The sequence below is a fragment of the Mumia sp. ZJ430 genome (genome assembly GCF_011751845.1).
Classification (GTDB): Bacteria; Actinomycetota; Actinomycetes; order Propionibacteriales; family Nocardioidaceae; genus Mumia.
Genome location: NZ_JAAHFK010000003.1, coordinates 772468 through 796473, shown reverse-complemented (window position 1 = coordinate 796473; position 24006 = coordinate 772468). Strand labels below are relative to the sequence as shown.

22 protein-coding genes are annotated in these 24006 nt (G+C 71.0%); 12 read left to right on the top strand and 10 right to left on the bottom strand.

All coding sequences use genetic code 11. The annotated features are described in order from the left end of the window. Nucleotides 1-30 precede the first annotated feature (30 nt). Nucleotides 31-831 carry a methyltransferase domain-containing protein gene (locus HCT63_RS15965; protein WP_167006957.1) on the bottom strand — a complete coding sequence of 267 codons (801 nt, stop codon included), beginning with the start codon at nt 829-831 and terminating at the stop codon, nt 31-33. A gap of 8 nt (nt 832-839) precedes the next feature. Next, complete coding sequence (locus HCT63_RS15960) at nt 840-2198, bottom strand: SLC13 family permease (RefSeq protein WP_167006954.1); 1359 nt, start codon at nt 2196-2198, stop codon at nt 840-842. A gap of 101 nt (nt 2199-2299) precedes the next feature. Between HCT63_RS15960 and HCT63_RS15955 the strand changes: the two genes are divergently transcribed. Beyond that, nucleotides 2300-2953 (top strand): GntR family transcriptional regulator, encoded by a 654-nt coding sequence (locus tag HCT63_RS15955; protein ID WP_167006951.1) that lies wholly within the window; start codon nt 2300-2302, stop codon nt 2951-2953. A gap of 30 nt (nt 2954-2983) precedes the next feature. On the opposite strand, the gene HCT63_RS15950 is transcribed toward HCT63_RS15955, so the two are convergent. The 5 genes from HCT63_RS15950 to HCT63_RS15930 all read right to left on the bottom strand — a co-directional run bounded on the left by HCT63_RS15950 (nt 2984) and on the right by HCT63_RS15930 (nt 8660). Further along, nucleotides 2984-4018, bottom strand: a complete 1035-nt coding sequence (locus HCT63_RS15950) for a LacI family DNA-binding transcriptional regulator (protein ID WP_167006948.1) — start codon at nt 4016-4018, stop codon at nt 2984-2986. Next, nucleotides 4015-5421, bottom strand: coding sequence for a GH1 family beta-glucosidase (locus tag HCT63_RS15945; protein ID WP_167006945.1), 1407 nt, complete (start codon nt 5419-5421; stop codon nt 4015-4017). The genes HCT63_RS15950 and HCT63_RS15945 overlap by 4 nt, the downstream gene beginning before the upstream one ends. Beyond that, the gene (locus HCT63_RS15940) at nt 5418-6323 is read right to left on the bottom strand and encodes a carbohydrate ABC transporter permease (RefSeq protein ID WP_167006944.1); all 906 of its coding nucleotides are present in this window, start codon (nt 6321-6323) and stop codon (nt 5418-5420) included. Before HCT63_RS15940 ends, HCT63_RS15945 begins: the two co-directional genes overlap by 4 nt. A gap of 10 nt (nt 6324-6333) precedes the next feature. Then, complete coding sequence (locus HCT63_RS15935; RefSeq protein ID WP_167006940.1) at nt 6334-7245, bottom strand: sugar ABC transporter permease; 912 nt, start codon at nt 7243-7245, stop codon at nt 6334-6336. Nucleotides 7246-7361: 116 nt separating this feature from the next. Beyond that, complete coding sequence (locus HCT63_RS15930) at nt 7362-8660, bottom strand: extracellular solute-binding protein (RefSeq protein WP_243843063.1); 1299 nt, start codon at nt 8658-8660, stop codon at nt 7362-7364. A 282-nt stretch (nt 8661-8942) separates the two neighbouring features. Between HCT63_RS15930 and HCT63_RS15925 the strand changes: the two genes are divergently transcribed. The 5 genes from HCT63_RS15925 to HCT63_RS15905 all read left to right on the top strand — a co-directional run bounded on the left by HCT63_RS15925 (nt 8943) and on the right by HCT63_RS15905 (nt 12484). Then, nucleotides 8943-9791 (top strand): SDR family NAD(P)-dependent oxidoreductase, encoded by an 849-nt coding sequence (locus tag HCT63_RS15925; RefSeq protein ID WP_167006933.1) that lies wholly within the window; start codon nt 8943-8945, stop codon nt 9789-9791. Then, on the top strand, nt 9788-10459 hold the full coding sequence (locus HCT63_RS15920; RefSeq protein ID WP_167006931.1) for a histidine phosphatase family protein: 672 nt from the start codon (nt 9788-9790) through the stop codon (nt 10457-10459). The genes HCT63_RS15925 and HCT63_RS15920 overlap by 4 nt, the downstream gene beginning before the upstream one ends. A gap of 10 nt (nt 10460-10469) precedes the next feature. Beyond that, nucleotides 10470-11228, top strand: a complete 759-nt coding sequence (locus HCT63_RS15915; protein WP_167006928.1) for an SDR family oxidoreductase — start codon at nt 10470-10472, stop codon at nt 11226-11228. A gap of 210 nt (nt 11229-11438) precedes the next feature. Then, nucleotides 11439-11879, top strand: coding sequence for an NAD(P)H-dependent oxidoreductase (locus HCT63_RS15910; RefSeq protein ID WP_208322464.1), 441 nt, complete (start codon nt 11439-11441; stop codon nt 11877-11879). Nucleotides 11880-12004: 125 nt separating this feature from the next. Further along, on the top strand, nt 12005-12484 hold the full coding sequence (locus HCT63_RS15905) for a YbaK/EbsC family protein (RefSeq protein ID WP_167006925.1): 480 nt from the start codon (nt 12005-12007) through the stop codon (nt 12482-12484). Here the strand turns inward: HCT63_RS15905 and HCT63_RS15900 are convergent. From HCT63_RS15900 to HCT63_RS15890, 3 genes are all read right to left on the bottom strand, one after another. Further along, complete coding sequence (locus HCT63_RS15900; protein ID WP_243843062.1) at nt 12474-14759, bottom strand: glycoside hydrolase family 3 N-terminal domain-containing protein; 2286 nt, start codon at nt 14757-14759, stop codon at nt 12474-12476. The two genes, HCT63_RS15905 and HCT63_RS15900, sit on opposite strands and share 11 nt — an antisense overlap. Before the next feature lie 91 nt (nt 14760-14850). Further along, nucleotides 14851-15837 carry a DUF2804 domain-containing protein gene (locus tag HCT63_RS15895; RefSeq protein WP_167006919.1) on the bottom strand — a complete coding sequence of 329 codons (987 nt, stop codon included), beginning with the start codon at nt 15835-15837 and terminating at the stop codon, nt 14851-14853. 4 nt (nt 15838-15841) lie between these two features. Continuing rightward, nucleotides 15842-16666, bottom strand: coding sequence for an MOSC N-terminal beta barrel domain-containing protein (locus HCT63_RS15890; RefSeq protein WP_167006916.1), 825 nt, complete (start codon nt 16664-16666; stop codon nt 15842-15844). A gap of 115 nt (nt 16667-16781) precedes the next feature. Between HCT63_RS15890 and HCT63_RS15885 the strand changes: the two genes are divergently transcribed. The 6 genes from HCT63_RS15885 to HCT63_RS15860 all read left to right on the top strand — a co-directional run bounded on the left by HCT63_RS15885 (nt 16782) and on the right by HCT63_RS15860 (nt 23994). After that, the gene (locus tag HCT63_RS15885; protein WP_167006913.1) at nt 16782-17381 is read left to right on the top strand and encodes a TetR family transcriptional regulator; all 600 of its coding nucleotides are present in this window, start codon (nt 16782-16784) and stop codon (nt 17379-17381) included. Continuing rightward, nucleotides 17381-18292, top strand: coding sequence for a TIGR03084 family metal-binding protein (locus HCT63_RS15880; RefSeq protein WP_167006910.1), 912 nt, complete (start codon nt 17381-17383; stop codon nt 18290-18292). Before HCT63_RS15885 ends, HCT63_RS15880 begins: the two co-directional genes overlap by 1 nt. Beyond that, on the top strand, nt 18289-20046 hold the full coding sequence (locus HCT63_RS15875; RefSeq protein WP_167006908.1) for an acyclic terpene utilization AtuA family protein: 1758 nt from the start codon (nt 18289-18291) through the stop codon (nt 20044-20046). Before HCT63_RS15880 ends, HCT63_RS15875 begins: the two co-directional genes overlap by 4 nt. Next, nucleotides 20043-21242, top strand: coding sequence for an acyl-CoA dehydrogenase family protein (locus HCT63_RS15870; protein WP_167006905.1), 1200 nt, complete (start codon nt 20043-20045; stop codon nt 21240-21242). The genes HCT63_RS15875 and HCT63_RS15870 overlap by 4 nt, the downstream gene beginning before the upstream one ends. An 80-nt stretch (nt 21243-21322) precedes the next feature. Beyond that, complete coding sequence (locus tag HCT63_RS15865; protein WP_167006902.1) at nt 21323-22390, top strand: winged helix DNA-binding domain-containing protein; 1068 nt, start codon at nt 21323-21325, stop codon at nt 22388-22390. Then, nucleotides 22387-23994, top strand: coding sequence for a carboxyl transferase domain-containing protein (locus tag HCT63_RS15860; RefSeq protein ID WP_208322463.1), 1608 nt, complete (start codon nt 22387-22389; stop codon nt 23992-23994). Before HCT63_RS15865 ends, HCT63_RS15860 begins: the two co-directional genes overlap by 4 nt. Nucleotides 23995-24006: the final 12 nt, after the last annotated feature.

Here is a 24006-nt window from a genome sequence, read left to right as displayed (position 1 = left end):
GGCGGGTACGGCGGTGGTGTAGGTCGTCGGTCAGGGGCGGTGGGCGACGGTGAGCTCCCAGGTCTGGGTGAACCAGACGTCGTCGTCGCGCTGCGTCGGCGCGAATCCGGTGGGCTCGCCGCCGGCGAGCTCGTCGGCGAACGCCTGCCGCACGTGGACGGCACGGTCGGGCGGTGTGAGGGACTGCGCAAGCCACGGCTCGAGTGGTCGCTCGTACGTCCGCTGGTCGGTGCGGTCGACCACGGCGCCGAGGTCGCGCAGCCAGGCCGCGACCTCACCGAGCACGGGGGTGCGCAGATGGGAGTCGTCGCGCCAGGTCTCGATCGCGTCCTGACGGGCGGCGAGCGTCGGGTCGGTCGACGACGCGAGGTCGTGCACGACGACACGACCGCCCGGCCGGCAGGCCTCGACCATCGTGCGCAGGACGGCCAGCGGATCGGGGACGTGGTGGAGGGAGAACCGGGTCACGCCGAGATCGACGCTCCCTGCGGGGACGACCGGGATGGTCGCGTCGCCGAGGACGAAGGTGATGTTCGTGAGGCCTTCGGCGGCGGCCGCCGCGCGTCCGCGCGCGAGCATGGCCGGGGTGCTGTCCACGCAGGTGACGTGGGCGACGTGCGGCGCAAGTGCCCGCCCGACGAGCCCGGTGCCCGACGCGAGGTCGAGGCACTGGTCGCCCGCATGGGGCTGAGCCGCCTCGACGACCCAGTCGAGCGCAGAGGTGAACGCCGCGTTGAGCGTGGGCTCCTCGAACGTGTCGGCCTGGGCGGTGAAGGACGCCCGGAGGCGGGCGGCGTGGTCGCCGCCCGCCTCGGGCTCGTCTCCGGACACCGTTTTGCTCACGTCGTCGGGAGCACGAGGATTGCCCAGGTCAGCAGGGGAGCGATCACGACGATGGACATGCCCCACTGCATGAGGCGCTTGAACACCATCTCGCGCTGGCTCTCGTCGGAGTTCGCGACGATCAGGGCGCCGTTGGTCGAGAAGGGGCTGCAGTCGACGACCGAGCTCGAGATCGCGAGCGCGGCGATGAGTCCGATCGCGCTGACCTGGTCGGTGAGCAGGAAGGGGACCGCCAGCGGGATCAGGGCGCCGATGATGCCCGTGGTCGAGGCGAACGCCGAGACGACTGCACCGATGAAGCAGATCAGCAGTGCTGCGATGAGGGGTGCGCCGACCTCGGCGACGCGGTCGCCCAGCCAGGTCACGACGCCGTGGTTCTGCAGGAGGTTGACATAGGTGACGATGCCGCCGACCAGGAGGATCGTGCCCCAGCTGATCTTCTCGACCGCGCCACGTGCCGACGGCGGGAAGAGCAGGGTGAGGACCACCGCGACGGTGAGCGCCGTGAAGCCGACATCGAGGTCGAACGCGAGCGCGCCCACGATGAGTGCGACCAGACCGAGGAGGGTGCTCGAACGCTCGAGGTTGAGGCGGGTGTCGTCGTCGAGGTCGTCGAGGTCGTCGGTGCGACCGAGGCCCTGCTCGATGGCGGAGCCGGGCGTCCCCGTAACCGCGCCACGGGTCGCCGCGCTGCTCGCGGCCTCGGCGGTCGCGCCGACGTCGACGAGCGCGCGCTCGTCCTTGCCACGGCGGATCAGCTCACGACCGCCGAAGACCACGTAGGTGATCGCGGCGACGAGCGTGGCGGCAGTCATCGCGGCCAGGAAGAGGAAGGTCGGGCTGCCCTCGAGGTCGTTGGAGTCGACGACGCCGTTGGTGATGCTGCCGAAGATGCCGATCGGCGAGAAGCTGCCGCCGGTCGCGCCCTGGACCACCATCATGCCCATCATCACCGGGTGGATGCGGTAGCGGTGCGCGAAGCCCATCGCCACCGGTGCGACGATCGCGACCGCGGCGGGGCTGACGGCGCCGATGCCGGTGACGACCGCGCAGACGAAGAACATCGCCCACGGAACGAGCGCGACCCGTCCGCGGACGGCGCGGACGGCGCCGTGGACGATCCAGTCGACGGTGCCGTTGTTCTTGGCGAGCGCAAACAGGTAGGTGACGCCGACCAGGATGACGAACAACTCGCCCGGGAATCCGGCGATGATCGCGTCCGTGTCGTCGCCGAAGACGCTGAGGCCCACGATGAAGGCGGCCACGAGCGCGAGCGCACCCATGTTGATGCTGCGGACGGTCGCGATCAGGAAGACCAGCGCGAGCGCGGCCAGCGCGACGATTTCGGTGGACACGGGGTCCCCTTCCAGGTGTGTGCTACGTCATGTGGTGCAGACCACAGGTTCAGTGGCCTAGCCTCTGGTCCACTGGTGCAAATGTCAAGTACGCTCCCCTCATGAGCCAGGGCGACGATCAGCGCGGGCCCCGTCCCGTGCAGCGTCCGAGGCTGTACGAGCACCTCGCGCAGCACATCGCGGACTTCATCGACGCGCAGGGCCTGGTGCCAGGTGACCGGCTCCCCTCGGAGCGTCAGCTGGCGCGCGACCTCGGGGTCAGCCGCGCCACGCTCGCGCAGGCGCTCGCCGCCCTCGAGACCCAGGGACGGGTCGAGGTCCGGCACGGCGTGGGCGCCCTCGTCCGGAAGGCACCGGTCGCCGAGGATCTCCCCGGCCGGATTGCTGCCCACCCTCGCTCGGAGGTGGCGGCCGCCCGCGAGGCGGTCATGGGCGGGGTCGCTCGTGCGGCGGCGAGCCACCCGCAGAAGGCGATGCGGATCGCGATGCTCGGCGACGACGGCACCGTCCCGACGTTCGACGAGGTCTGGCGGTGCGTACGCCGTCTGGCGGGCAACAGCCTCCTCGGCGAGCTGGAGGACATGCTCGCCGTCCAGTGTCCTGACCCCGAGGAGACGCCGATGCTCCGATCGCTGCTCGACGATCTCGCGGTCGCCGTCGTCCGAGGTGATCCTGAAGCCGCGGCCGCGGCGTGCACGGGCATCCTTTCGACGCCGGCCGAGCCGGGGGAGACCGGCGAGGCGTTCACGACCTGATCAGCCCGGCCCCTCCGGAGACGCCGTGACTCAGGTCGTCCCGCGGACGACGAGGCTCGTCGGCAGGACGAGGCTGCGCGCCTCGTCGTTCTCCGGGTCGGCCAGAGCCGCCAGGAGCATCTCGGCCATCTCGCGGCCGAGGACGTCGGCCGGCTGGTTGATGGTCGTCAGCGGCGGGTCGCTCATCGCCGCCATCGGCGAGTCGTCGAAGCCGACCACGGCGACGTCGGCAGGCACCGCGCTCCCCGCCTCGCGCAGTGCGCGCAGGGCGCCGAGCGCCATCGGGTCGGATGCGGCGAACACCGCGTCGACGTCCGGGTGGCGCGCGAGCAGGCGACGCATCGCCTGCCACCCGCCGGGCTCGGTGAAGTCACCCTGTTCGATCAGGCTCGGGTCGTATGCGATCCCGCCGGCCTCGAGCGCCTCGCGGTAGCCGCGCAAGCGGTCGCGTCCGGCCTGCATGTCGGGCGGTCCTGCGATCGTCGCCACCCGTTGCCGCCCGCGCTCGAGCAGATGACGCAGGGCCGCGCGTGCGCCGCCGACGTTGTCGACGTCCACATAGCTGGCGCCCTCGACGCCCGGCGGCCGGCCGCCGTGCACGAGCATCAGCCCGCGGTCACGCAGCTGCTGCGGAAGGTCGTCGCCCTCGTGCTGCGAGAGCAGCAGCGCACCGTCGACGTGCTGCGGGCTCAGGTAGGCGGCGGGCTCGTCGCGTCGCTCGGCCGGTCCGTGCACGAGCACGAGCACGAGCTGGCGGTCGCGCTCGTCCATCACTTGTGAGATCCCGCGGACGACACCGGCGAAGAACGGCTCGCTGAACAGGCGCTCCTCGGGCTCGGAGATCACCAGGGCGATCGCGCCCGTACGGCGGGTGACCAGCGAGCGCGCGGCCTGGTTGGGGACGTAGCCGAGCTCGGCGACCGCCTTCATCACCGCGTCGCGGGTCTGTGGCGCGACCGAGGGGGAGCCGTTGATGACGCGGGACGCGGTGCCACGCCCGACGCCGGCGAGCGCGGCGACCTGCTCGAGCGTCGGGCGCTTGCCAGCCTCCGGCCCACCCGTCATGCGCCCAGTATCCCGTCCCGGTGGGCCGCAAGGAGTGCGGCATACCAGCGCGCGCTGTCCTTGGGGGTCCGCACCTGCGTGTCGTAGTCGACGTGCACCAGCCCGAACCGCTTCGCGTAGCCCTCGGCCCACTCGAAGTTGTCCACCAGCGACCACGCGAAGTAGCCCGCGACCGCGACACCGTCGGCGGACAGGCGTGCCATCGCCTCGAGATGCTCCCGGAGGTACGCGAGCCGCTCCGGGTCGTGGACCTGGCCGTCGGCGGAGACGACGTCCTCGTACGCGGAGCCGTTCTCGGTCAGATAGATCGGGATCGCCGGGTAGTCGTCGTGCACGCGGCGGACCACGTCGTACAGGCCGTCCGGGTCGACCTCCCAGCCCATGGCTGTCGTCGGCAGTCCGCGCTTGCGGAACTCCACCGTCGCCGCGCCCGGGTGCGCGCCCGGAGCGACCACGTGACGCGTGTAGTAGTTGACGCCGAGGAAGTCCAGCGGCGCCGCGATCACGTCGGTGTCTCCGCCCCGGACGAACTCCAGCGCCGACATCGGCCGGACGTCCTCGACGACGTCGGCCGGGTATCCGCGGCCGAACACCGGGTCGAGGAACCACCGGTTGCACAGTCCGTCGACGCGTCGCACGGCATCGTCGTACGCCGCGCGGTCAGGGCCGTCATAGCCCTCGGGGAGCGCAGGCGAGGTCGGATAGAGGTTGACCGTGAGGCCGAGCGGCGTCTCGGGCGCGATCGCGCGGATCGCCTGTGCGGCCAGGCCGTGCCCGAGCAGCAGGTGGTGCGACGCGGCGAGCGCGGTCGCCCCGTCGGCACGACCCGGCGCGTGCACGCCGTTGCCGTAGCCGAGGAACGCTGAGCACCATGGTTCGTTCAGCGTGATCAGGCCGTGGAGGCGGTCGCCGAGGGCGTCGGCGACGACTCCGGCGTACTCGGCGAACCGCGCCGCCGTGTCGCGTGCCGGCCAACCGCCCGCCTGCTCGAGCGCGAGCGGCAGGTCCCAGTGGTAGAGGGTCGCCCACGGTGCGACGCCCCGGTCCAGCAGGGTGTCGACCAGCCGGTCGTAGAAGTCGATCCCCTTCGGGTTGACCGGTCCGGCGCCGCCGGGCTGAACGCGCGGCCACGAGACGGAGAACCGGTACGCCCCGAGGCCGAGGTCGCTCATCAGGTCCACGTCGGTGGGCATCCGGTGGTAGTGGTCGACGGCGACCTCGCCCGTGTCGCCGTTCGCGACGCGGCCGGGCTGCGCGGAGAACGCGTCCCAGATCGACGGGGTACGGCCGTCCTCCGCGACGGCACCTTCGATCTGGTAGGCCGCGGTGGCGGCGCCGAAGGTGAAGCCGGACGGGAACGACGCTGCGAGCGTGGTGAGGGGATCGGTGACGACGTCGGTCATCCCTTGAGCCCACCTTCCATGATTCCGCCGACGATGCGGCGACCGAAGAGGATGAAGACCAGGACCAGCGGGACGGTCGCGAGCAGCGTGCCCGCCATCACCAGCGCCTGATCGGTGTAGTAGCCGCCCGACAGCCGCGACAGCGCCACCTGGACGGTCGGGTTCTCGGGGGAGAGCGTGAGGTAGGGCCACATGAAGTCGTTCCAGCGCTCCATGAACGTGAGCAGCCCCAGGACCGCGACGGCAGGGCGCATCGCAGGGAAGACGACCTGCGCGAAGATCCGCAGGGTCGAGGCGCCGTCGACGCGCGCGGCCTCGATCAGCTCGTCTGGGATCGCCTGGCTGACGTACTGGCGCATGAAGAACACGCCGAAGCCGGTGACGAGGAAGGGCAGGACCGCCGACCACAGGCTGCCGGCGAGGCCGAGCCAGCCCATCAGCATGTAGAGGGGGACCAGGCCGAGCTGGACCGGGACCATCATCGTGCCGATCACCGCGAGCAGGAAGACGTTCTTGCCGCGGAAGCGGAGCTTGGCGAACGCGAACCCCGCGAGCGAGGAGAGCGTCACCACGGTGATCGTCGCGACGAGCGAGACCATCAGCGAGTTGAGCAGCGACTGCGCGAACATCACGTCGGGGTTCGCGAAGACGCGGGTGGCGTTCTCGCCGAGCTGGTCGCCGGGCGTGAGCGGTGGCGGGGTGGAGGTGATGTCGCTGTTGGGCCGCGACGCCATCACGACCATGTAGTAGAGCGGTGCCACGGAGGCGAGGATGACGAACGTCAGGACCAGGTAGGTCAGCGGCGACGCCTTGCCGAGGGCGCGGCGACGGCGTCGTCGGACGGGCTTTGGTTCGTCCAGGACCGGGAGGATCCTGTCCACCGGGATGAGGGGTGTGGTCATACGAGGCTCCTCAGTCGACCGAGCGGATGCGGCGTACGAGCAGGGAGTTCACGAGCGAGACGACGACGATGATCGCGAACAGGATCCAGGCGACCGTGGCGGCGTACCCGAACCGTTGACCCGTGAATGCCTGCTCCACGACGTACATCGCGCTCGTCTGGAACTGGCGGGTGTCGCCCCCGGTGATCGCGTTGGCGCCGGGGTTGAACAGCAGCGGCTCGGTGAAGAGCTGGATGCCACCGATGGTCGCAACCGTCACGACGAACATCAGTGTCGGGCGCAGCATCGGGATGGTGATCGAGCGGAACTGCCGCAGGGCCGACGCGCCGTCGAGCCGTGCGGACTCGTACAGCTCCTTGGGGACGGCCTGGAGCGCGGCCAGCAGGATGAGGGCGTTGTAGCCCGTCCACCGCCAGTCGACCATCGTGGCGATCGCCAGCCACGAGGGCAGACGCTCCTGGTTCCAGGCGATCGGCTCGACGCCGACGAGCCCGATGAGCCAGTTGATGATCCCGAAGTCGCGGGAGAACATCATCGTGAAGATGATCCCGACCGCGGCGATCGAGGTTGCCGTCGGGACGATCACGCCGATCCGCCAGAAGGTGAGCGCACGCAGGCTGGTGTTGAGCACCTGCGCGAGCGCGAGCGCAGCGAGGATCTGCGGGACGGTCGCGATCACGAAGATCGCGAAGGTGTTGAGCAAGCTGTTCCAGAAGTACTCGTCACCGACCAGCTCGGTGTAGTTGGCGAACCCGACCCACCCCTCGTTGCCGCCCAGCAGGCTCCAGTCGTGCAGCGACACCCAGAGCGTGTAGCCGAGCGGGAAGAGCCCGAAGATGCCGAAGAGCACGAAGAACGGGGCGATGAATACGTAGGGCGCGCCGCTGATGTCGAACCGAGCGAGCCGGTCGCGCAGGTGCATGGAGTGCTCCTGAGGTCGAGGGGGCGGACAGAGGTGGCGTCGTGGCGCCCGCGTCGCGGTAGGGGTCGCGGCGCGGGCACCACGGGCTCGGAGGTCTCGAGACCAGGTCGTACGACCTAGCCTGCGGCCTTCTCGGCATCGCTGACCGCCGTCGACCAGGCCTCAGACGAGCTGCGCTGGCCGTTCTCGACCGACCGCATCGCGTTCTCGACCGCATCGCGGACGGGCTGGTTCTTCGCGCCGAGGAAGACCGGCTCGAGGTTGGCGGCGCCGGCGACGAACAGCTGTCCGACCGGTGCGTCGCTGAAGTACGGGTTCGTGGCCTCCTGAAGCGCAGGATCCTCGTACAGGTTCGGGTTGGACGGCAGGTTGCCGACCTCCTTGAACGCGGCGAGCTGGCCGTCGGCGCTGCTGAGGAACTTCACGAGCTCGATCGCGACGTCCTGGTTCTCGCTGGCCTCGGGCACGGCGAGCCACGATCCGCCCCAGTTGCCGCTGCCGCCCGGCACGGTGGCGATGTCCCACTTGCCAGCGTTCTCCTCGCCGGCCTGGTCCTTGATGTAGCCCGTCATCCAGGCGGGGCAGGCGATCGTGGCGAAGTCGCCGTTCTTGAACCCGGCGTTCCACTCCGGCGAGAACGACTTGAGCTCGGCGGAGATGCCCTTCTCGTCCATCTCGAGAGCCTTGTCCCACGCGGCCTTGACGGCGGGGTTGCTCTCGATCACGAGCTCGCCATCGCGGTCGAAGTAGGTGTGGTCGGCGCCCTGCATGAGGATCGAGTTGTACGTGTTGGTGGCGCTGTCGATGAACTTCGCCTTGGCGTCGCCGATCCCGTCCTGGAACTTCTCGCCGGTCGCGATGAACGCGTCCCAGGTCGGCCAGAGCGCAGCCACCGCCTCGCGGTCGGTGGGCAGTCCGGCCTTCTCGAACAGGTCGCGGCGGTAGCACATCGCAAGCCCGCCGACGTCCGTCCCGAGACCGATGGTGGTCTCGCCGTCGGCCGTGGTGGCGCCCTCGAACTTCCAGGGCAGGTACTGGTCGGTGAGGTCGTTCGCGCCGTGGTCCTGCAGGTTGACGAACTTGTCGGCGCTCGCGAGGAAGTTGACCGCCTGACCCTCCTCGATGGCCACCACGTCGCCCGCGCCGGTCCCCGCAGCGATGCGCTGGGTGAGTGCGGTGTTGTACTTCCCGAGGTCGCCCTCGGCGGTCTCGACGATCTTGACGCCCGGGTGCTCCTTCTCGAACTGCTTGTAGAGCTCGGTGTATCCGAACTTCCCGAACAGGTTCACGCGAAGCGTGACGTCTTCTCCGGACTCGTTGTCCGAGTCCGAGCCGCCACATGCGGTGGCGAGCATCGACAAGCTGGCGAGCGCGGCTGCCCCAGCCAGCCAGCGCGAACGGCGTGTGTGTGACACGGTGACCCTCTCCTTCGCCGCTCCCGCCGGTGGGAGCGCTCCCATGCACTGTGGCCTGGCTCACACCTTAGGGTCAAGAGCGTTGGGAGCGCTCCCATACGTCGTTACGCAACCGTGATCACTCCCCGCCGTCCTCACACTTTCCGTTGGCCCCAACGGAAAGTGTGTGCCCCACCGGAACCGTCCGGTGGGGCACGCGCGCTTCGTTGGCCCCAACGGAAAGTGGAGGGGCGCGGGGCGGTCGGGGCGGGAGGTAAGCGCTCGCTCGGTACGCTCGGCCGCATGACCGTACGTACGGGCGATCGCGTCCTTGTCACCGGTGCCGCCTCCGGGCTCGGCCTCGCGCTCGCGACCAGGCTCGCCGAGCGGGGCTGCCGCGTCCTCGCCACCGACGTCCACCCCGAGACTCCCGACGCCGTCTCCGCCCTCGGCGACCGCGTCACGTACCGGCCCCTCGACGTCCGCAGCGACGCCGACTGGGATGCCGCCCGCGCGTGGGTCGAGGACACCTGGAAGGGCATCGACCTCGTCGTCAACAACGCCGGCGTCGCGTCGGGCGGGAGGATCGAGCTCACGACCACCGACGAGTGGGACTGGATCACTCAGATCAACCTGCTCGGCGTCGCCCGCGGCTGCCGGACCTTCGCGCCGATGCTCAAGGCGCAGCGCACCGGACACCTCGTGAACACCGCCTCGGCGGCAGGGCTGGTCCATCCGCCGCGCATGAGCGAGTACAACGCGGTGAAGGCGGGGGTGGTCGCGCTGAGCGAGACGCTGCGGTGGGAGCTCGAGCCGTACGGGGTCGCGGTCTCGGTGATCTGCCCGACGTTCTTCAAGACCAACCTCGCCGACTCGATCCGCAGCGCCGACCCGACCGCCGAGGCGTCCGCCCGCACGCTCATCGACGGCTCGAAGCGCAGCGCCGACACCGTGGCACGCGAGGTGCTGAAGCAGCTCGACGCAGGTAAGCACCTGATCCTGCCCGACCGTGAGGCCCGCGCGGCGTACGCGGTGAAGCGGTTCGCACCGTGGCTGTACGCCGCCGCGATGCGTCGCGCCGCGCGCAAGGCCGCTGCGGACGAGGCAGCCGTCGGCGGTGCCCGCACCACGGGCGCGCAGGTGGTCCGGTGAGCGCGATCTACCTGGTCCGGCACGGGCAGGCGTCGTTCGGCGCCGACGACTACGACCAGCTGTCCGAGCGTGGCTACGCGCAGGCGACGGCACTCGGTCAGTCCTGGGAAGCCTCGGCGTTCCTTCCCACGCACGGGGTCGCAGGCTCAATGAAGAGGCACGCGCAGACGGCGATCGCCGCGCTCGACGCCGCGGGTCCGTCCGACGGCTACGACGTGGACGGAGGCTGGGACGAGTTCCCGCACGAGTCGGTCGTGGAGGCGTACGCCCCGGGGTTCGTGAGCGAGGACCCCAAGGAGTTCCAGAGGATCTTCGTCTCGGCGGTCGGGCGCTGGGCGGGGGGCGAGCACGACGACGAGTACCTCGAGCCGTACGCCCACTTCACGGCCCGGGTCCTCGGCGCCTTCGACCGTCTCGCCGACTCCCTCGGCAGCGGCGAGAGCGCCGTCGTGTTCACCTCCGGTGGACCGCTCGCCGTCGTCGCCGCGCACCTGCTCGCCGGTGACGCGCCGGAGTGGACCCCGCAGGCGCATGCCCTCTGGCCGCGGCTCAACACGGTCACGATCAACGCGGGCGTGACGACCGTCGTCACCGGATCGTCGGGTCGGACGCTGCTGTCGTTCAACGAGCACACCCACCTACCTCCCGACCTCGTCACCTACCGCTGACTGGAGCGACATGCGCAAGACGATCCTCATCACCGGCGCCAGCTCCGGCCTCGGAGCCGGCATGGCCCGCGTCTGGGCCGCCAAGGGCCACGACCTCGCCCTCACCGCACGCCGCCTCGACCGTCTGGAAGCGCTCAAGGCCGAGCTCGAGGCCGCACACCCGACGATCCGGGTCGTCGTCCATGCGCTCGACGTCACCGACCACGAGCAGGTCTTCGCCGTCATCAAGCGCGCCGCCGATGACCTCGGCGGGCTCGACCGCGTCGTCGTCAACGCCGGGCTCGGCAAGGGCGCCCGGATCGGGACCGGGAAGTTCGAGGCCAACCGCGAGACCGCCGAGACCAACTTCGTCGCTGCGCTGGCGCAGTGCGAGGCGGCGATGGAGCACTTCTACGAGCGGCGCTCCGGCCACCTCGTGGTGGTTTCCTCGGTGTCGGCGATGCGCGGGATGCCGAGCTCGATGACGACGTACGCCGCGACGAAGGCCGGCATCGCGCTCCTCGCCGAGGGCATCCGCTCGGACCTGGTGAACCGCAAGGGCCACGACATCGCCGTCACGACCGTGTTCCCTGGCTATATCGCGTCGGAGATGAACGACAAGGTCGAGCAGAAGCCGAAGGGCATGGTCGACACGGAGACCGGCTCGCGTGCCCTCGTCGCCGCGATCGACAGCGAGAAGCCCGAACGCATCGTGCCGGCGTGGCCGTGGCGTCCGGTTGCGTTCCTGATCCGCCACCTGCCTCTCGGGATCGTCCGCCGCATGGTCTGAGCCAGGGTGGGTACGCCTCGGGTGAATCGACCGAGGGGGAGACCGTGCGTGCCACGCTGCTCAACTGCTCGCTGAAGAGATCGCCCGAACCGTCGCACACCCAGATGCTCGCCGAGTCCGTCGTCGCGGCGATGAAGGGGTGGGGCGTCGAGACGACGTCGTACCGCCTCGTGGACCTGCGGCTCGCGCACGGGGTCGCGACCGACCTCGGTGCGGGCGACGACTGGCCGAGAGTGCACGCCCGCGATCACGACGAGCCAGATCCTGATCGTCGCGACGCCGACGTGGGTCGGGCATCCGAGCTCGCTCGCCCAGCAGGCGATCGAGCGGATGGACGCGATGATCGCCGAGACCGACGAGGACGGCCGCCCGATCGCGTACGACCGGGTGGCGGGCGTCGTCGTCACCGGCAACGAGGACGGCGCGCACCACGTGATCTCCGAGATCGCCGGCGCGCTCGTCGACATCGGGTTCACGATCCCCGGCCAGGCCTGGACGTACTGGAACCGTGGCCCCGGGCCGGGCCCGTCCTTCAGCGAGACTTCGGAAGGCCACGCCTGGTCATACGCGACCGGTCGGACGATGGCCTCGAACCTCGTCTCGGTCGCGAAGGCGCTGGCCGACCGGCCGATGCCCGTCACCGTTGGTTGAGCCTGTCGAAACCGCGCCTGCCGTTGGTTGAGTCTGTCGAAACCGCGCCCACCGTTGGTTGAGCCTGTCGAAACCGCGCCTGCCGTTGGTTGAGCCTGTCGAAACCGCCATGCTTCGATGGACCCATGACCGACACCCCGGACCCCTCCGACAACTCGGCCCGCGCGATCGCCGCCGCCGAGGCGCTCGGCCTCGCGCACACCGTCACGCGGCACGGACGCGTGCGCTCGCTGGAGGAGGCCGCGGCCGCACGAGGGATCGCCCCGCGCGCCCTGGTCAAGACGCTGGTGGTCCGCGTGCGCGAGGGCGACTACCGCTTCGTCATGGTGCCGGGCGACCGCGAGTTCTCGTGGCCCAAGCTGCGTGCGTTGCTGGGCGTCAACCGCGTCTCGATGCCCGACGCGGACACGGCGCAGGCGGTCACCGGCTTCGAGCGAGGGACGATCACGCCGCTCGGGAGCACGACGGCGTGGCCGGTCGTGATGGATGCGGGCATCTCGGGTGAGATCTCGGTCGGCGGTGGCGGCCACGGTGTCGGGCTCACCGTGGACGCCGACGCGCTGGCCGACGTCCTCGGCGCGCAGCGCGCCGACATCAGCGAGTAGCGGCGTCGCCCTCGTCGCGCTCGTCGCCAGGGTTCGCGGCGTCGACGAGCACGTCGACGTTCGCGCGGGGGAACCCGGCGAGACCGGCGAGGACGCCGAGCGGCACCTCGGCGGCCATTGGGTTGTCCGTGAGCGCCGCGCCCCCTCCGAATGCCCTCGCGAGGAGCGGGCCACCGACCGGGTCGGCACTCCACTCCGCGACCGTCGACTCGGCACTCAGCGGGGTCCGGACCTGCGTCCCCTCCACCGTGACCGTGACGCTGCGCCGCAGGTCTGCCGAGGAGGCGCCGATCGACACGGTGAACGTGCCGGGCTCGACCACCCACCGGCGCAGGACGGGGTGCCAGTACGCGAACGCGCGCGGGCCGAGCTCCAGCACGACCCGCTGCGACGCGCCGGGGTCGAGCGTGACCCGGGCGAACCCCTTGAGCTCACGCTCGGGCCGCGCGACGGGCGACTCGAGGTCGCTGACGTAGACCTGCACGACCTCCGTGCCCGTACGCGAGCCTGTGTTCGTGACGGTCACCGACACCGTCGCCCGCACCTCGTCGCCCTCGCCCGCGACGTCGACGGCCAGGTCGCCCTGGGCGAACGTCGTGTAGCCGAGGCCGTGGCCGAACGGGTACGCCGGCGGGATGTGCTTCACGTCGTAGTACCGGTAGCCGACGAAGACGCCTTCGCCGTAGCGGGAGTGGCCGAGGTGGCCGGGGAAGTCGAGGTATGCCGGGGTGTCCTCGAGGCGGAACGGGATCGTCTCGGCCAGCCGTCCGGTGGGCTCGGCGCGGCCGGAGAGCAGGTCGGCGATCGCGGAGCCGACGGCCTGACCGGCGAGCCATGCCTCGAGCAGGGCAGGCACCTCGCGCGACCACGCGACGGGGGTGATGATGCCTCCGTTGGCGAGCACCACCACGACCCGCGGGTTGGCGGCGACGAGCTCCTGGACCAGCTCGACCTGGGCGGGCGGCAGATCCAGGTGCGTGCGGTCGTACCCCTCCGACTCGTACGACTCGGGCAGCCCCAGCAGACACACGACCGTACGGTCGGCGCGTGCGGCCTCGACGGCGGCCGCCCGCAGCGTCCGGTCCTCCTCGGGCGTGCCGTCGAGGGTGTAGCCCGGCTCGAAGGGGAGGTCGGCGCCCCACGTCGCGCGCAGCGCGTCCAGCGGGACGTCGACCTGCGTCGGATTGACCCGTGAGGATCCCGAGCCTTGGAAGCGCGGGGTGCGGGCGAGCTCGCCGACGACGAGCACGTCGGCCGACTCGCTCAGCGGCAGCAGGGGAGCACCACCGACGGGGTCGTTCTTGAGCAGCACCGACCCTGCGACTGCGGCCTCGCGAGCGAGCTCGTGATGGGAGAGGCGGGCCTCCTCGGAGAAGGTGTTCTTTTCGTCGGGATCGTCGTCCCCGGCTGCCGCCCCCGCGCGCGCGACCAGCGCCAGCACCCGGCGTACGGCCTCGTCGACCACGGACTCCGAGAGCGTCCCGGCGTGGACGGCGTCCACGACCGTGTCATCGTCCCCGAACGGCGGCATCGCCAGGTCGGTGCCGCCCCGCAGCGCCGCCGCCCGGTCGTGCACGGCGCCCCAGTCGGAGACCACGACGCCGTCGAAGCCCCAGGTGTCGCGCAGCACGTCGCGCAGCAGCCACGCGTTCTCGGTGGCGTACGTGCCGTTGATCTTGTTGTACGAGGCCATCACCGTCCACGGGTCGCCGGCGGTGACGACGCGCTCGAACGCGGCCAGGTAGATCTCGTGCAGCGTCCTCTCGTCCACGTCGGCCGACAGCCGCATGCGGTCGGTCTCGGCGTTGTTGGCCGCGAAGTGCTTCACCGAGGCGCCGACGCCCTGGGTCTGCAGGCCGCGGACGAACGCGAGGCCGAGCTCGCCGGACAGGTACGGATCCTCCGAGAGGTACTCGAAGTTGCGTCCGCACAGCGGTGAGCGCTTGATGTTCACGCCGGGCGCGAGGACGACCGAGACGCCTTCGGCACGCGCCTCGCGGGCGATCGCGGCCGCGACGCGCTCGACGAGGTCGGGGTCCCAGGAGGACCCCAGCGTCGTCGCCGTCGGGAAGCAGGTGGCGGGCACGCTCTGGCCCATCCCGAGCGAGAGTCCGCTCTCGCCCGCCTGCTTGCGGAGCCCGGTCGGCCCGTCGGCCAGCATGATCGCCGCGACGCCGGCCTCCTCGACCGGCTGCGTGTGCCAGAAGTCGCTCCCCGAGGTGAGCGAGGCCTTCTGCTCCAGGGTCAGTCGCGCGACAGGGTCTCCTGTGCGCACGGAATCGTCCCCCGACATCGTCCCCCCGATCGACGTGTGAACCTGTCGGTGACTGTAACCACGCGACGGGGTTCGCGCAGATCACCCGGTCTCACCAGCGGTTGCTGGCCTCCTCGGCCCATCCCACGAGCCCGTCGAGCGCCAGGGTGGTGCCGTCGTCGGCGCGCGCCGTGCCCGCCCACGTCCCGAACGCCTGGTGGGTGGAGTTGCCGAGGACCACGAGCTCGGTGCGCGCCTCGCGGACGTGCTCGGGGACAAAGGTCGCGTCCACGCCGTCGCCGGTGACCCGCCACGGTGCACGCCAGTCGTCGCGGTCGTACGACCAGGTGAGCGTGGCTCCGATCTTGTGGACGATGCCGTCGACGACGATCGCGTTCTCGGTCGACCCGGTGCCGTCGGTCCACCGGCCGCCGAGCTGGACGGCATTGCCGCCGGGACCGGATCCGGCGCCCCAGTTCCAGGTCATCCGGTACGGCCAGACGCCGCGCCCGTGGTCGAGCACGGCGTACGCGTCGGTGAGCGGGTGAGCGACACCGTCGATCCCGAGCGTGCCGCGTACGGGGCGGGCGAGGTCTTTGACCGTGTACTGGAACCGGCGCGTGCTCCACGGCACGACCACGCCCATCGACTCGTGACCCTCCGGCTGCTCGACCGTGAGTGTGAGCGTGATCTGCGGCGAGGTGGCACGGATCGTCGTCGGACCCGTCGTGCCGGCGGTGGGCTGGTCGATGTCGACCGTCAGGTCCTTCGCGACCACCGCGACGCGTCCGCTGCCGGCCCGGTCGGGCAGGGCGACGCCGCGCCCGAGCGGGACGGTGACGTCGTGACGCCACTCCTGGCCGCTGCGGCGGTCCAGGACGTACAGGCCGTGCACGGCGGCGTAGTCGAGCGACGACACCTGGATGCCGATCACGTGGGTGGGGGAGACGACCCCCCAGTACTCCCAGCGCTTCGTACGCCCCCAGCCGCGGAGGTTCGCGCGGTGCAAGGGCCGTCGCGTCCAGCCGACGGCGTCGGGGTTCAGACGCCCGTCGGGGCCGCAGAGGTCGATGGGGCTGGTGATCTCACGCTCGGGCATGGCGTCACGGTAGTGCGCGGGTCACGCTCACCGGATCGCCGACCTGAAGCGTCCCGATCGTGGTCGGGACCATGCGGACACCGAACCACGTGACCCCGTCCCACTTTCGCGTGCGCGACAGCGTCCGGATCGGTTCCTTGCCGCGTACGAGCGTCCGCGGGTCGATCAGCGTGATCGCGCAGCGGTCGCAGAGCTCGGCGAAGCGGAACGGGACGTCGCCGAGCGTGACCGTACGCCAGCCGTCCTCCTCGAACGGGGCGAGCTCGTCGGGGTCGGCCTCCACGACGACGTTGGGGCGAAACCGGCGCATGGAGAGCGGATTCGGGTCCGGGGTCTCGGCGACCCACGCGTTGAGCTGGTCGAGCGAGGACGTGGTGGTGAGGAGGATCGGTGCGGTGTCGGCGAGCGTCAACGGCTCGCCGCTCGTCCCTCCGTGGGTCGCCGACATCGGGCGGAGGGTGGGGTCCTCCTGCCACACGAGCCGAGCCGCGGTGCCGATCGCCTTGGAGATCCACGTCTCGGCATCCTCGCCCGCGTACCGCAGGGCGTCCTGGCGGGAGATGCCGACGGGGATGTCGACACCGTGCACCGGTCGAGGCGCGAGGAGGTCGGGGAGGCCGCCGGAACGCAGGAGGAGACCGTCGACCGTCGGGGTGGCGTGCACGGCGAGGATCCGGGGGTGGGCGAGGGCGTCGACCTTGCGGCCGTCCGGTCCGATCACGAGCCACCGCCGGTCGCCGGCTAGACCCCACGGCTCGACCGTCGCGCGGTCCACGTCGTGAGGGGCGGTGGACTTGACGGGATAGAGGTGCAGGGACGCGATGCGCACGGGGTCAGCGTAGGGGCGCAGCGGGCTGCGCCTCGACCGCATTCCTGGGCGGGTGGGCCTTTCGCAGAAAAAGACAGGGTTGACTGTTTGTTAGTTGCGGAGCGATGATGAGGGCGTGACCGCGACCACACGCACGACGCAGGGCGAGCGCAGCCGCCTCATGCGCCAGCGGCTGCTGGAGGCGACCGTCGACTCGCTCGTCGAGCTCGGCTGGTCGGGCACCAGCACGACCGTCGTCTCGCAGCGCGCCGGCGTCTCGCGCGGAGCGCAGCTGCACCACTTCCCGAGCAAGCAGGCCCTCGTCATCGCTGCCGTCGACCACCTGACCGAGCGGCGCCGCGACGACCTCGCCGCAGCCGTGCGAGGGCTGCCGGCCCAAGGTCGTACGCGGGCGGTGCTCGACGTGCTCGCCGCACAGTTCGTCTCGCCGGTCTTCTTCGCGGCGCTCGAGCTGTGGGTCGCCGCCCGCACCGACGACGAGCTGCGGGCCGCAGTCGGCCCGTTGGAGCGCCGCGTCGGCCGCGAGACCCACGCCTACGCGGTCGACCTGCTCGGCATCGACGACAACCGGGGCCGCAACCGGCAGCTCGTCCAAGCCACCCTCGACCTCATGCGCGGGCTCGGGCTCGCCGCCTCTCTCTCGGATGACACCGCACGCCGCACGTCGATCCTCGACGCGTGGGCGATCACCCTCGACACGGAGCTGGAACGCTGATGAGCACCGACACCTCGCCCGACCCGACGCCCGACGCGGCCCGCCACGCGGTCCTCGAGGCCGTCCTCGCCGACCTCCACGCGGAGAGCCAGCAGCTCGACGCGATCGTCGCCGACCTGGACGACGCCGGATGGGCCACCGCGACGCCCGCGCCGGGCTGGGACGTCGCGCACCAGATCGCACACCTGCACTGGACCGACAGCGCCTCGCTCGCGGCGATCGAGGGCGGCGAGGCGTTCGCGACACTGATCAAGAACGCGGTCGAGGACCCGACCGGCTACGTCGACGCCGAGGCCGACCGGCTCGCCGCGCTCGCGCCGCAGGAGCTGCTCGCCACATGGCGCGACGCGCGCCGACAGCTGGCCGACGCTCTCCGGGCGGTGCCCGCGGGCGAGAAGATCGCCTGGTTCGGCCCGCCGATGAGCCCGGCCTCGATGGCGACCGCACGGCTGATGGAGACCTGGGCGCACGGACGTGACGTCGCGGAGGCCTTCGGCATCGAGCTGCCGCGCACCGCCCGCGCGAAGCACGTCGCGAACCTCGGTTTCCGTACCCGCGCCTTCGCCTATCTCGTCCGCGGTCGCGACATCCCCTCGACACCGGTCCGTGTCGAGCTTGTCGGCACCGACGGCGAGACGTGGGCGTGGGGGCCGGAGGACGCCGAGGACCGCGTCACCGGCGACGGCTACGACTTCGCGCTGCTCGCGACGCGCCGTCGTACCCGCGACGACGTCGACGTGGTCGCCCACGGTGCCGCCGCCGACGAGTGGCTCGACATCGTGCAGGCCTTCGCGGGGCTCCCGGGTCCCGACCCGGTGCCGGTGGGGTCTCGACAGGCTCGACCGGCGGAAGGTGCGGCTCGACCGGCGGAGGGGTCTCGACAGGCTCGACCGGCGGAGGGGTCGGCATGATCCGCATCGGCAACTGCTCGGGCTTCTACGGCGACCGTCTCGCGGCGATGCGCGAGATGCTCACCGAGGGTGACCTCGACTACCTCACGGGCGACTACCTCGCCGAGCTCACGATGCTCATCCTCGGCCGCGACCGCCTCAAGGACCCCTCGCTCGGCTACGCCAAGACGTTCGTCCGCCAGATGACCGAGTGCATGGGCCTGGCCAAGGAGCGCGGTGTCCGCATCGTCACCAACGCCGGCGGTCTCAACCCCGCAGGGCTCGCCGACAAGCTGCGCGAGATCGCTGCCGAGCAGGGGCTCGAGATCGTCGTCGCCCATGTCGAGGGCGACGACCTGCGTCCGCGTGCCGACGAGCTCGGCCTCGTCGGACACGGCGGACAGCCGCCGATCACCGCCAACGCCTATCTCGGCGCGTTCGGCATCGCCGCGGCGCTCGAGGCTGGCGCGGACGTCGTCGTGACCGGTCGTGTCACCGACGCGTCGGTTGTCGTCGGGCCTGCCATCCACGCGTACGGGTGGGGGCGTGAGGACTACGACGCGCTCGCCGGCGCCGTGGTCGCCGGGCACGTCGTCGAGTGCGGGGCGCAGGCGACGGGCGGCAACTTCTCCGGGTTCGCGACGCTCGACCCCAAGGTCCTGCTGCACCCCGGCTTCCCGATCGCGGAGGTCGCGGCGGACGGCAGCAGCGTCATCACCAAGCACGAGGGGACCGGGGGCGCGGTCACCGTCGACACCGTCACGGCCCAGCTCGTGTACGAGATCGGCGGGCCCGCGTACGCCGGACCGGACGTCGTCACCCATCTGGACTCGATCGTCCTCACGCAGGACGGCGAGGACAGGGTGGCCGTCTCCGGTGTACGCGGGTCCGCTCCGCCGGCGACCACAAAGGTCGCGCTCAACTCCTTCGGCGGGTTCCGCAACACCGTCGAGCTCGTGCTGACCGGCCTCGACATCGAGGAGAAGGCCGCGCTGGTGCGCCTCCAGATCGAGGACGCGCTCGCGCAGTCGCCGGCCGGGATGCCGGACGAGGTCGTCTGGGACCTCGACCGCACGGACGTCGCAGACCCCCGGACCCAGGGGCAGGCGACGGCGCTGCTGCGCTGCCACGTGAAGGCGATGTCCCCCGACCCGGTCGGACGCGCGTTCTCGTCCGCGGCCGTCGAGCTCGCACTGGCCTCGTACCCGGGGTTCACCGTGACGCGACCGCCCGCAGCCGGGACCCCGTACGGGGTCTACACCCCGGCGTACGTGCCGCAGGAGCTCGTGCCGCACACCGTCGTGCTCGCCGACGGCACGCGAATCGACGTGCCACCACCGGCGGGCCTCGAGACGTCGTCGCCGGGTGTCGATACGTCCTTGCCTAGCGGCTCGGACTACTCGCCCAGCGGAGCCCGTAGCGAGACCACCCAAGCCGTCGCCCTCGGCCGGGTCGTGCATGCGCGCAGCGGCGACAAGGGTGGCGACGCCAACGTCGGGGTCTGGGTCCGCAGCGACGTCGCCGACCCCGACGCCGCGTACGCGTGGCTCATCGACCTGCTCGACGCCGACACGTTCGTGACCCTGATCCCCGAGGCTGCGGGTCTCGACCTCGAGATCCACCCGCTGCCCAACCTCCGCGCGGTCAACATCGTCGCCCACGGCTTCCTCGGCGACGGTGTGGCCGCCTCCACGCGGTTCGATCCGCAGGCCAAGGCGCTCGGCGAGTGGCTGCGGGCCCGTGTGGTCGACGTTCCTGAGGAGCTCCTGCGATGACCGCTGCCCCGTACGACGCCTGGTCGACGCCCGAGCGCACGGCGCTGCGCGACGCGGTCACGCGCTTCACGACCCACGAGATCGTCCCGAACCTGGCCGGGTGGGAGGACGACGGCGAGATCCCGCGCGAGCTGCACAAGAAGGCGGCGGCCGCCGGGTTCCTCGGCATCGGCTTCCCCGAGGAGGTCGGTGGACAGGGCGGTGACGTCGTCGACATCTCCGTGCTCACCGAGGCGGTCATCGAGTCGGGGGGATCGTCGGGCCTGATGGCCGCGCTGTTCACCCACGGCATCGCACTGCCTCACATCGTGTCCGCGCACCTCTCAGCGCCGTCCGAGCGCAGCGCGGCGCTCGTCGACCGCTACGTCCGCCCGACGCTCGCGGGGGAGATGATCGGCGCGCTCGGCGTGACCGAGCCGAGCGGTGGCTCCGACGTCGCGAACCTGCGCACGCGCGCCGTGCGCGAAGGCGACGGGTACGTCGTGAACGGCGCTAAGACCTTCATCACCTCCGGTGTTCGCGCCGACTTCGTGACGACGGCCGTCCGGACCGGTGGCGACGGGTTCGGCGGCATCTCGCTGCTCGTCGTCGACAAGGGCACTCCCGGCTTCACGGTGCAGCGCCCGCTGCGCAAGATGGGCTGGCACTGCTCCGACACCGCCGAGCTGGCGTTCGACGATGCCCGTGTCCCCGCCGAGAACCTTGTCGGTGAGGAGAACGGCGGCTTCGTCCTCGTCATGCAGCAGTTCGTCAATGAGCGCCTCAGCTTGGCGGTGCAGTCGTACGCGACCGCGCAGCGCGCACTCGACCTCGCGGTCGCGTACGCGAAGGAGCGCGAGACGTTCGGTCGTCCGCTCGCGAGCCGCCAGGTGATCCGCCACAAGCTGGTCGAGATGCACCGCGCGACGACGACGGCACGGGCGTACACGCGCCAGGTCGTCGAGCGTGCCGCCGCCGCGTCCGCGGGCGCGGACGTCGACCCGATGCGCCTGGCCGCCGACGCCGCGATCGCCAAGAACGACGCCGTCGCGGCCTGCGCGTTCGTGGTGGACGAGGCAGTGCAGATTCACGGTGGCATGGGATACATGCGCGAGTCCGAGATCGATCGCCACTACCGCGACGCGCGCATCCTCGGCATCGGTGGCGGCGCGACCGAGGTCATGAACGACCTGGTCGCCAAGATCCTGGGGTTCTGATGGAGAGGTCTCGACACGCTCGACCGCCGGGAAGGGGGCATCCTGCCGACGGTGACTGGTCGCCGTTGCGCAGCGCCCGCATGAGCCGACAGCGGCTCGTGGGCGAGCCGTTCGCCTCGCCGGTCGACGTGGTCGAGTGGCTGGGCGCGGTGCAGGCGCAGGAGTACGTCGACGCCGGCTGGGCGCTGTCGCAGCGCAGCGAGGATGCTCCCACCGCGGGCGAGGTCGAGGCGCTGGTCGCGTCCGGCGAGATCCTGCGGACGCACGTGCTGCGTCCGACGTGGCACTTCGTCCGGCCGGCCGATGCCCGCTGGATGCTGGAGCTCACGGGTCCGCGGGTGGTCCGCACGATGGCATCGGCATGGCGCGCGACCGGCCTCGACGAGCCGGATGAGCGTGCGAGGGTGCTCGATGCCGTCGCAGAGGTCCTCGGTGACGGCGAGCACCTCACCCGCAAGCAGCTCGCCGAGCGGCTCGAGGCGAGTGGCGTCGACACGACCAAACGGATCGGCTTCATCACGCTCGCCGCGGAGCTGGAGCGGGTCGCGATCAGCGGGGCACCGCAGGGCAAGCAGCAGACGTTCGCGGCGTTCGACGACCGGGTGCCGGCGTCGGACCCGCTGGAGCACGACGAGGCGGTGGCCCGTCTGGCGGAGCGCTACCTGCGCAGCCACGGGCCGGCGACGCCGCACGACCTGTCGTGGTGGGGCGGCATCACGGTCACCGACGCGCGTCGCGGGTACGAGGCGGCGGGCGCGGCGTCGTACGAGGTCGAGGGGCTGACGTACTACGAGCTGCCGGGTCTCGAGACGTCCTCGACCGGCGGGGAGGGCATCAGCCATCTGCTTCCTCCGTACGACGAGTACCTCATCTCGTACAAGAACCGCCAGGCCGTCGACGCCAGCGAGGACTACGTCCGCGAGCCGATCGAAGGCCTCTTCTTCTGGGGCCTCGCCCTCGACGAGGGGCGCGTCGTCGGCGGCTGGAAGTGGTCCCGCCCCACGCGCAAGGACGACCCGGTGCGGCTCACCCTCACGCTCCTCACCCCCACGACCTCGGCCGTCCGCGACAGGTTCGCGGTGCAGGCCGATCGCTTCTCCCGATACCTCGACATCCCCGTCGAGCTGACCATGGAGGCACCACGATGACGACGACGGTGGACACCGCGTCACCCACGTACACCGACAACCGCGAGGCGTTGCTCGAGAAGATCGACGACCTCGCCGAGCAGCACGCGAAGGCGCTCGCGGGCGGCGGTGAGAAGTACGTCGCCCGTCACCACAAGCGTGGCAAGCTCCTCGCGCGCGAGCGCATCGAGCTGCTGATCGACGAAGGCGCACCGTTCCTCGAGCTGTCGACGCTCGCGGCGTGGGGGACCGACTTCCCCGTGGGCGGCTCGCTCGTCGCCGGCATCGGCGTTGTCGAGGGCGTCGAGTGCATGATCATCGCGAACGACCCGACCGTGAAGGGCGGCTCCAGCAATCCGCTCACGGTCAAGAAGGGCCTGCGCGCCGCGCAGATCGCGGCCGAGAACCGGCTCCCGACGATCAACCTCGTCGAGTCCGGCGGCGCCGACCTGCCGACCCAGAAGGACATCTTCATCCCCGGCGGCGCGACGTTCCGCAACATCACCAGGTCGAGCGCCGCGCGCGTCCCGACGGTCGCGCTGGTGTTCGGCAACTCGACCGCCGGTGGTGCGTACGTCCCGGGCATGAGCGACTACGTCGTGATGGTCAAGGAGGGCGCGAAGGTCTTCCTCGGCGGGCCGCCGCTGGTCAAGATGGCGACCGGCGAGGAGTCCGACGACGAGTCGCTCGGCGGTGCCGAGATGCACGCCCGCGTCTCGGGACTCGCTGACTATCTCGCGGTCGACGAGTACGACGCGATCCGCCTCGGCCGTCAGATCGTCCGCCGCCTGAACTGGCGCAAGCAGGGCCCGGCACCGAAGGCCTCGTACGCGGAGCCGGCCTTCGACCCCGAGGAGCTGCTCGGCATCGTCCCGAGCGACCTCAAGGTCCCGTTCGACCCGCGCGAGGTGATCGCCCGCATCGTTGATGGGCCCAGTGTGGACGGCGGAACGGGGTTCGACGAGTTCAAGCCGCTCTACGGCACGTCGCTCGTGACCGGGTTCGCGCAGATCCACGGCTATCCGATCGGCATCCTCGCCAACGCCCAGGGCGTGCTGTTCAGCGAGGAGGCGCAGAAGGCGACGCAGTTCATCCAGCTCGCCAACCAGATCGACACGCCGCTGCTGTTCCTGCACAACACGACCGGCTACATGGTCGGTGCCGAGTACGAGCAGGGCGGCATCATCAAGCACGGCGCGCAGATGATCAACGCCGTCTCCAACTCGACGGTGCCGCACATCTCCGTCGTCATGGGCGCCTCGTACGGGGCCGGCCACTACGGCATGAGTGGGCGCGCGTACGACCCGCGCTTCATGTTCAGCTGGCCCAACGCGAAGTCGGCGGTGATGGGCCCGGCGCAGCTCGCCGGCGTGATCTCGATCGTCGCGCGCGGTGCCGCCGAGGCGAAGGGCATGCCGTACGACGAGGACGGCGACAAGCAGATGCGCGCCTTCGTCGAGAAGCAGATCGAGGAGCAGTCGCTGGCGTACTTCACCTCCGGGCTCCTCTATGACGACGGCGTGATCGACCCGCGCGACACCCGCACCGTGCTCGGCATCTGCCTGAGCGCGATCGCGACCGCGCCGATCGAAGGGGCCCGTGGCTACGGGGTGTTCCGGCTGTGACCGGCGCACGCC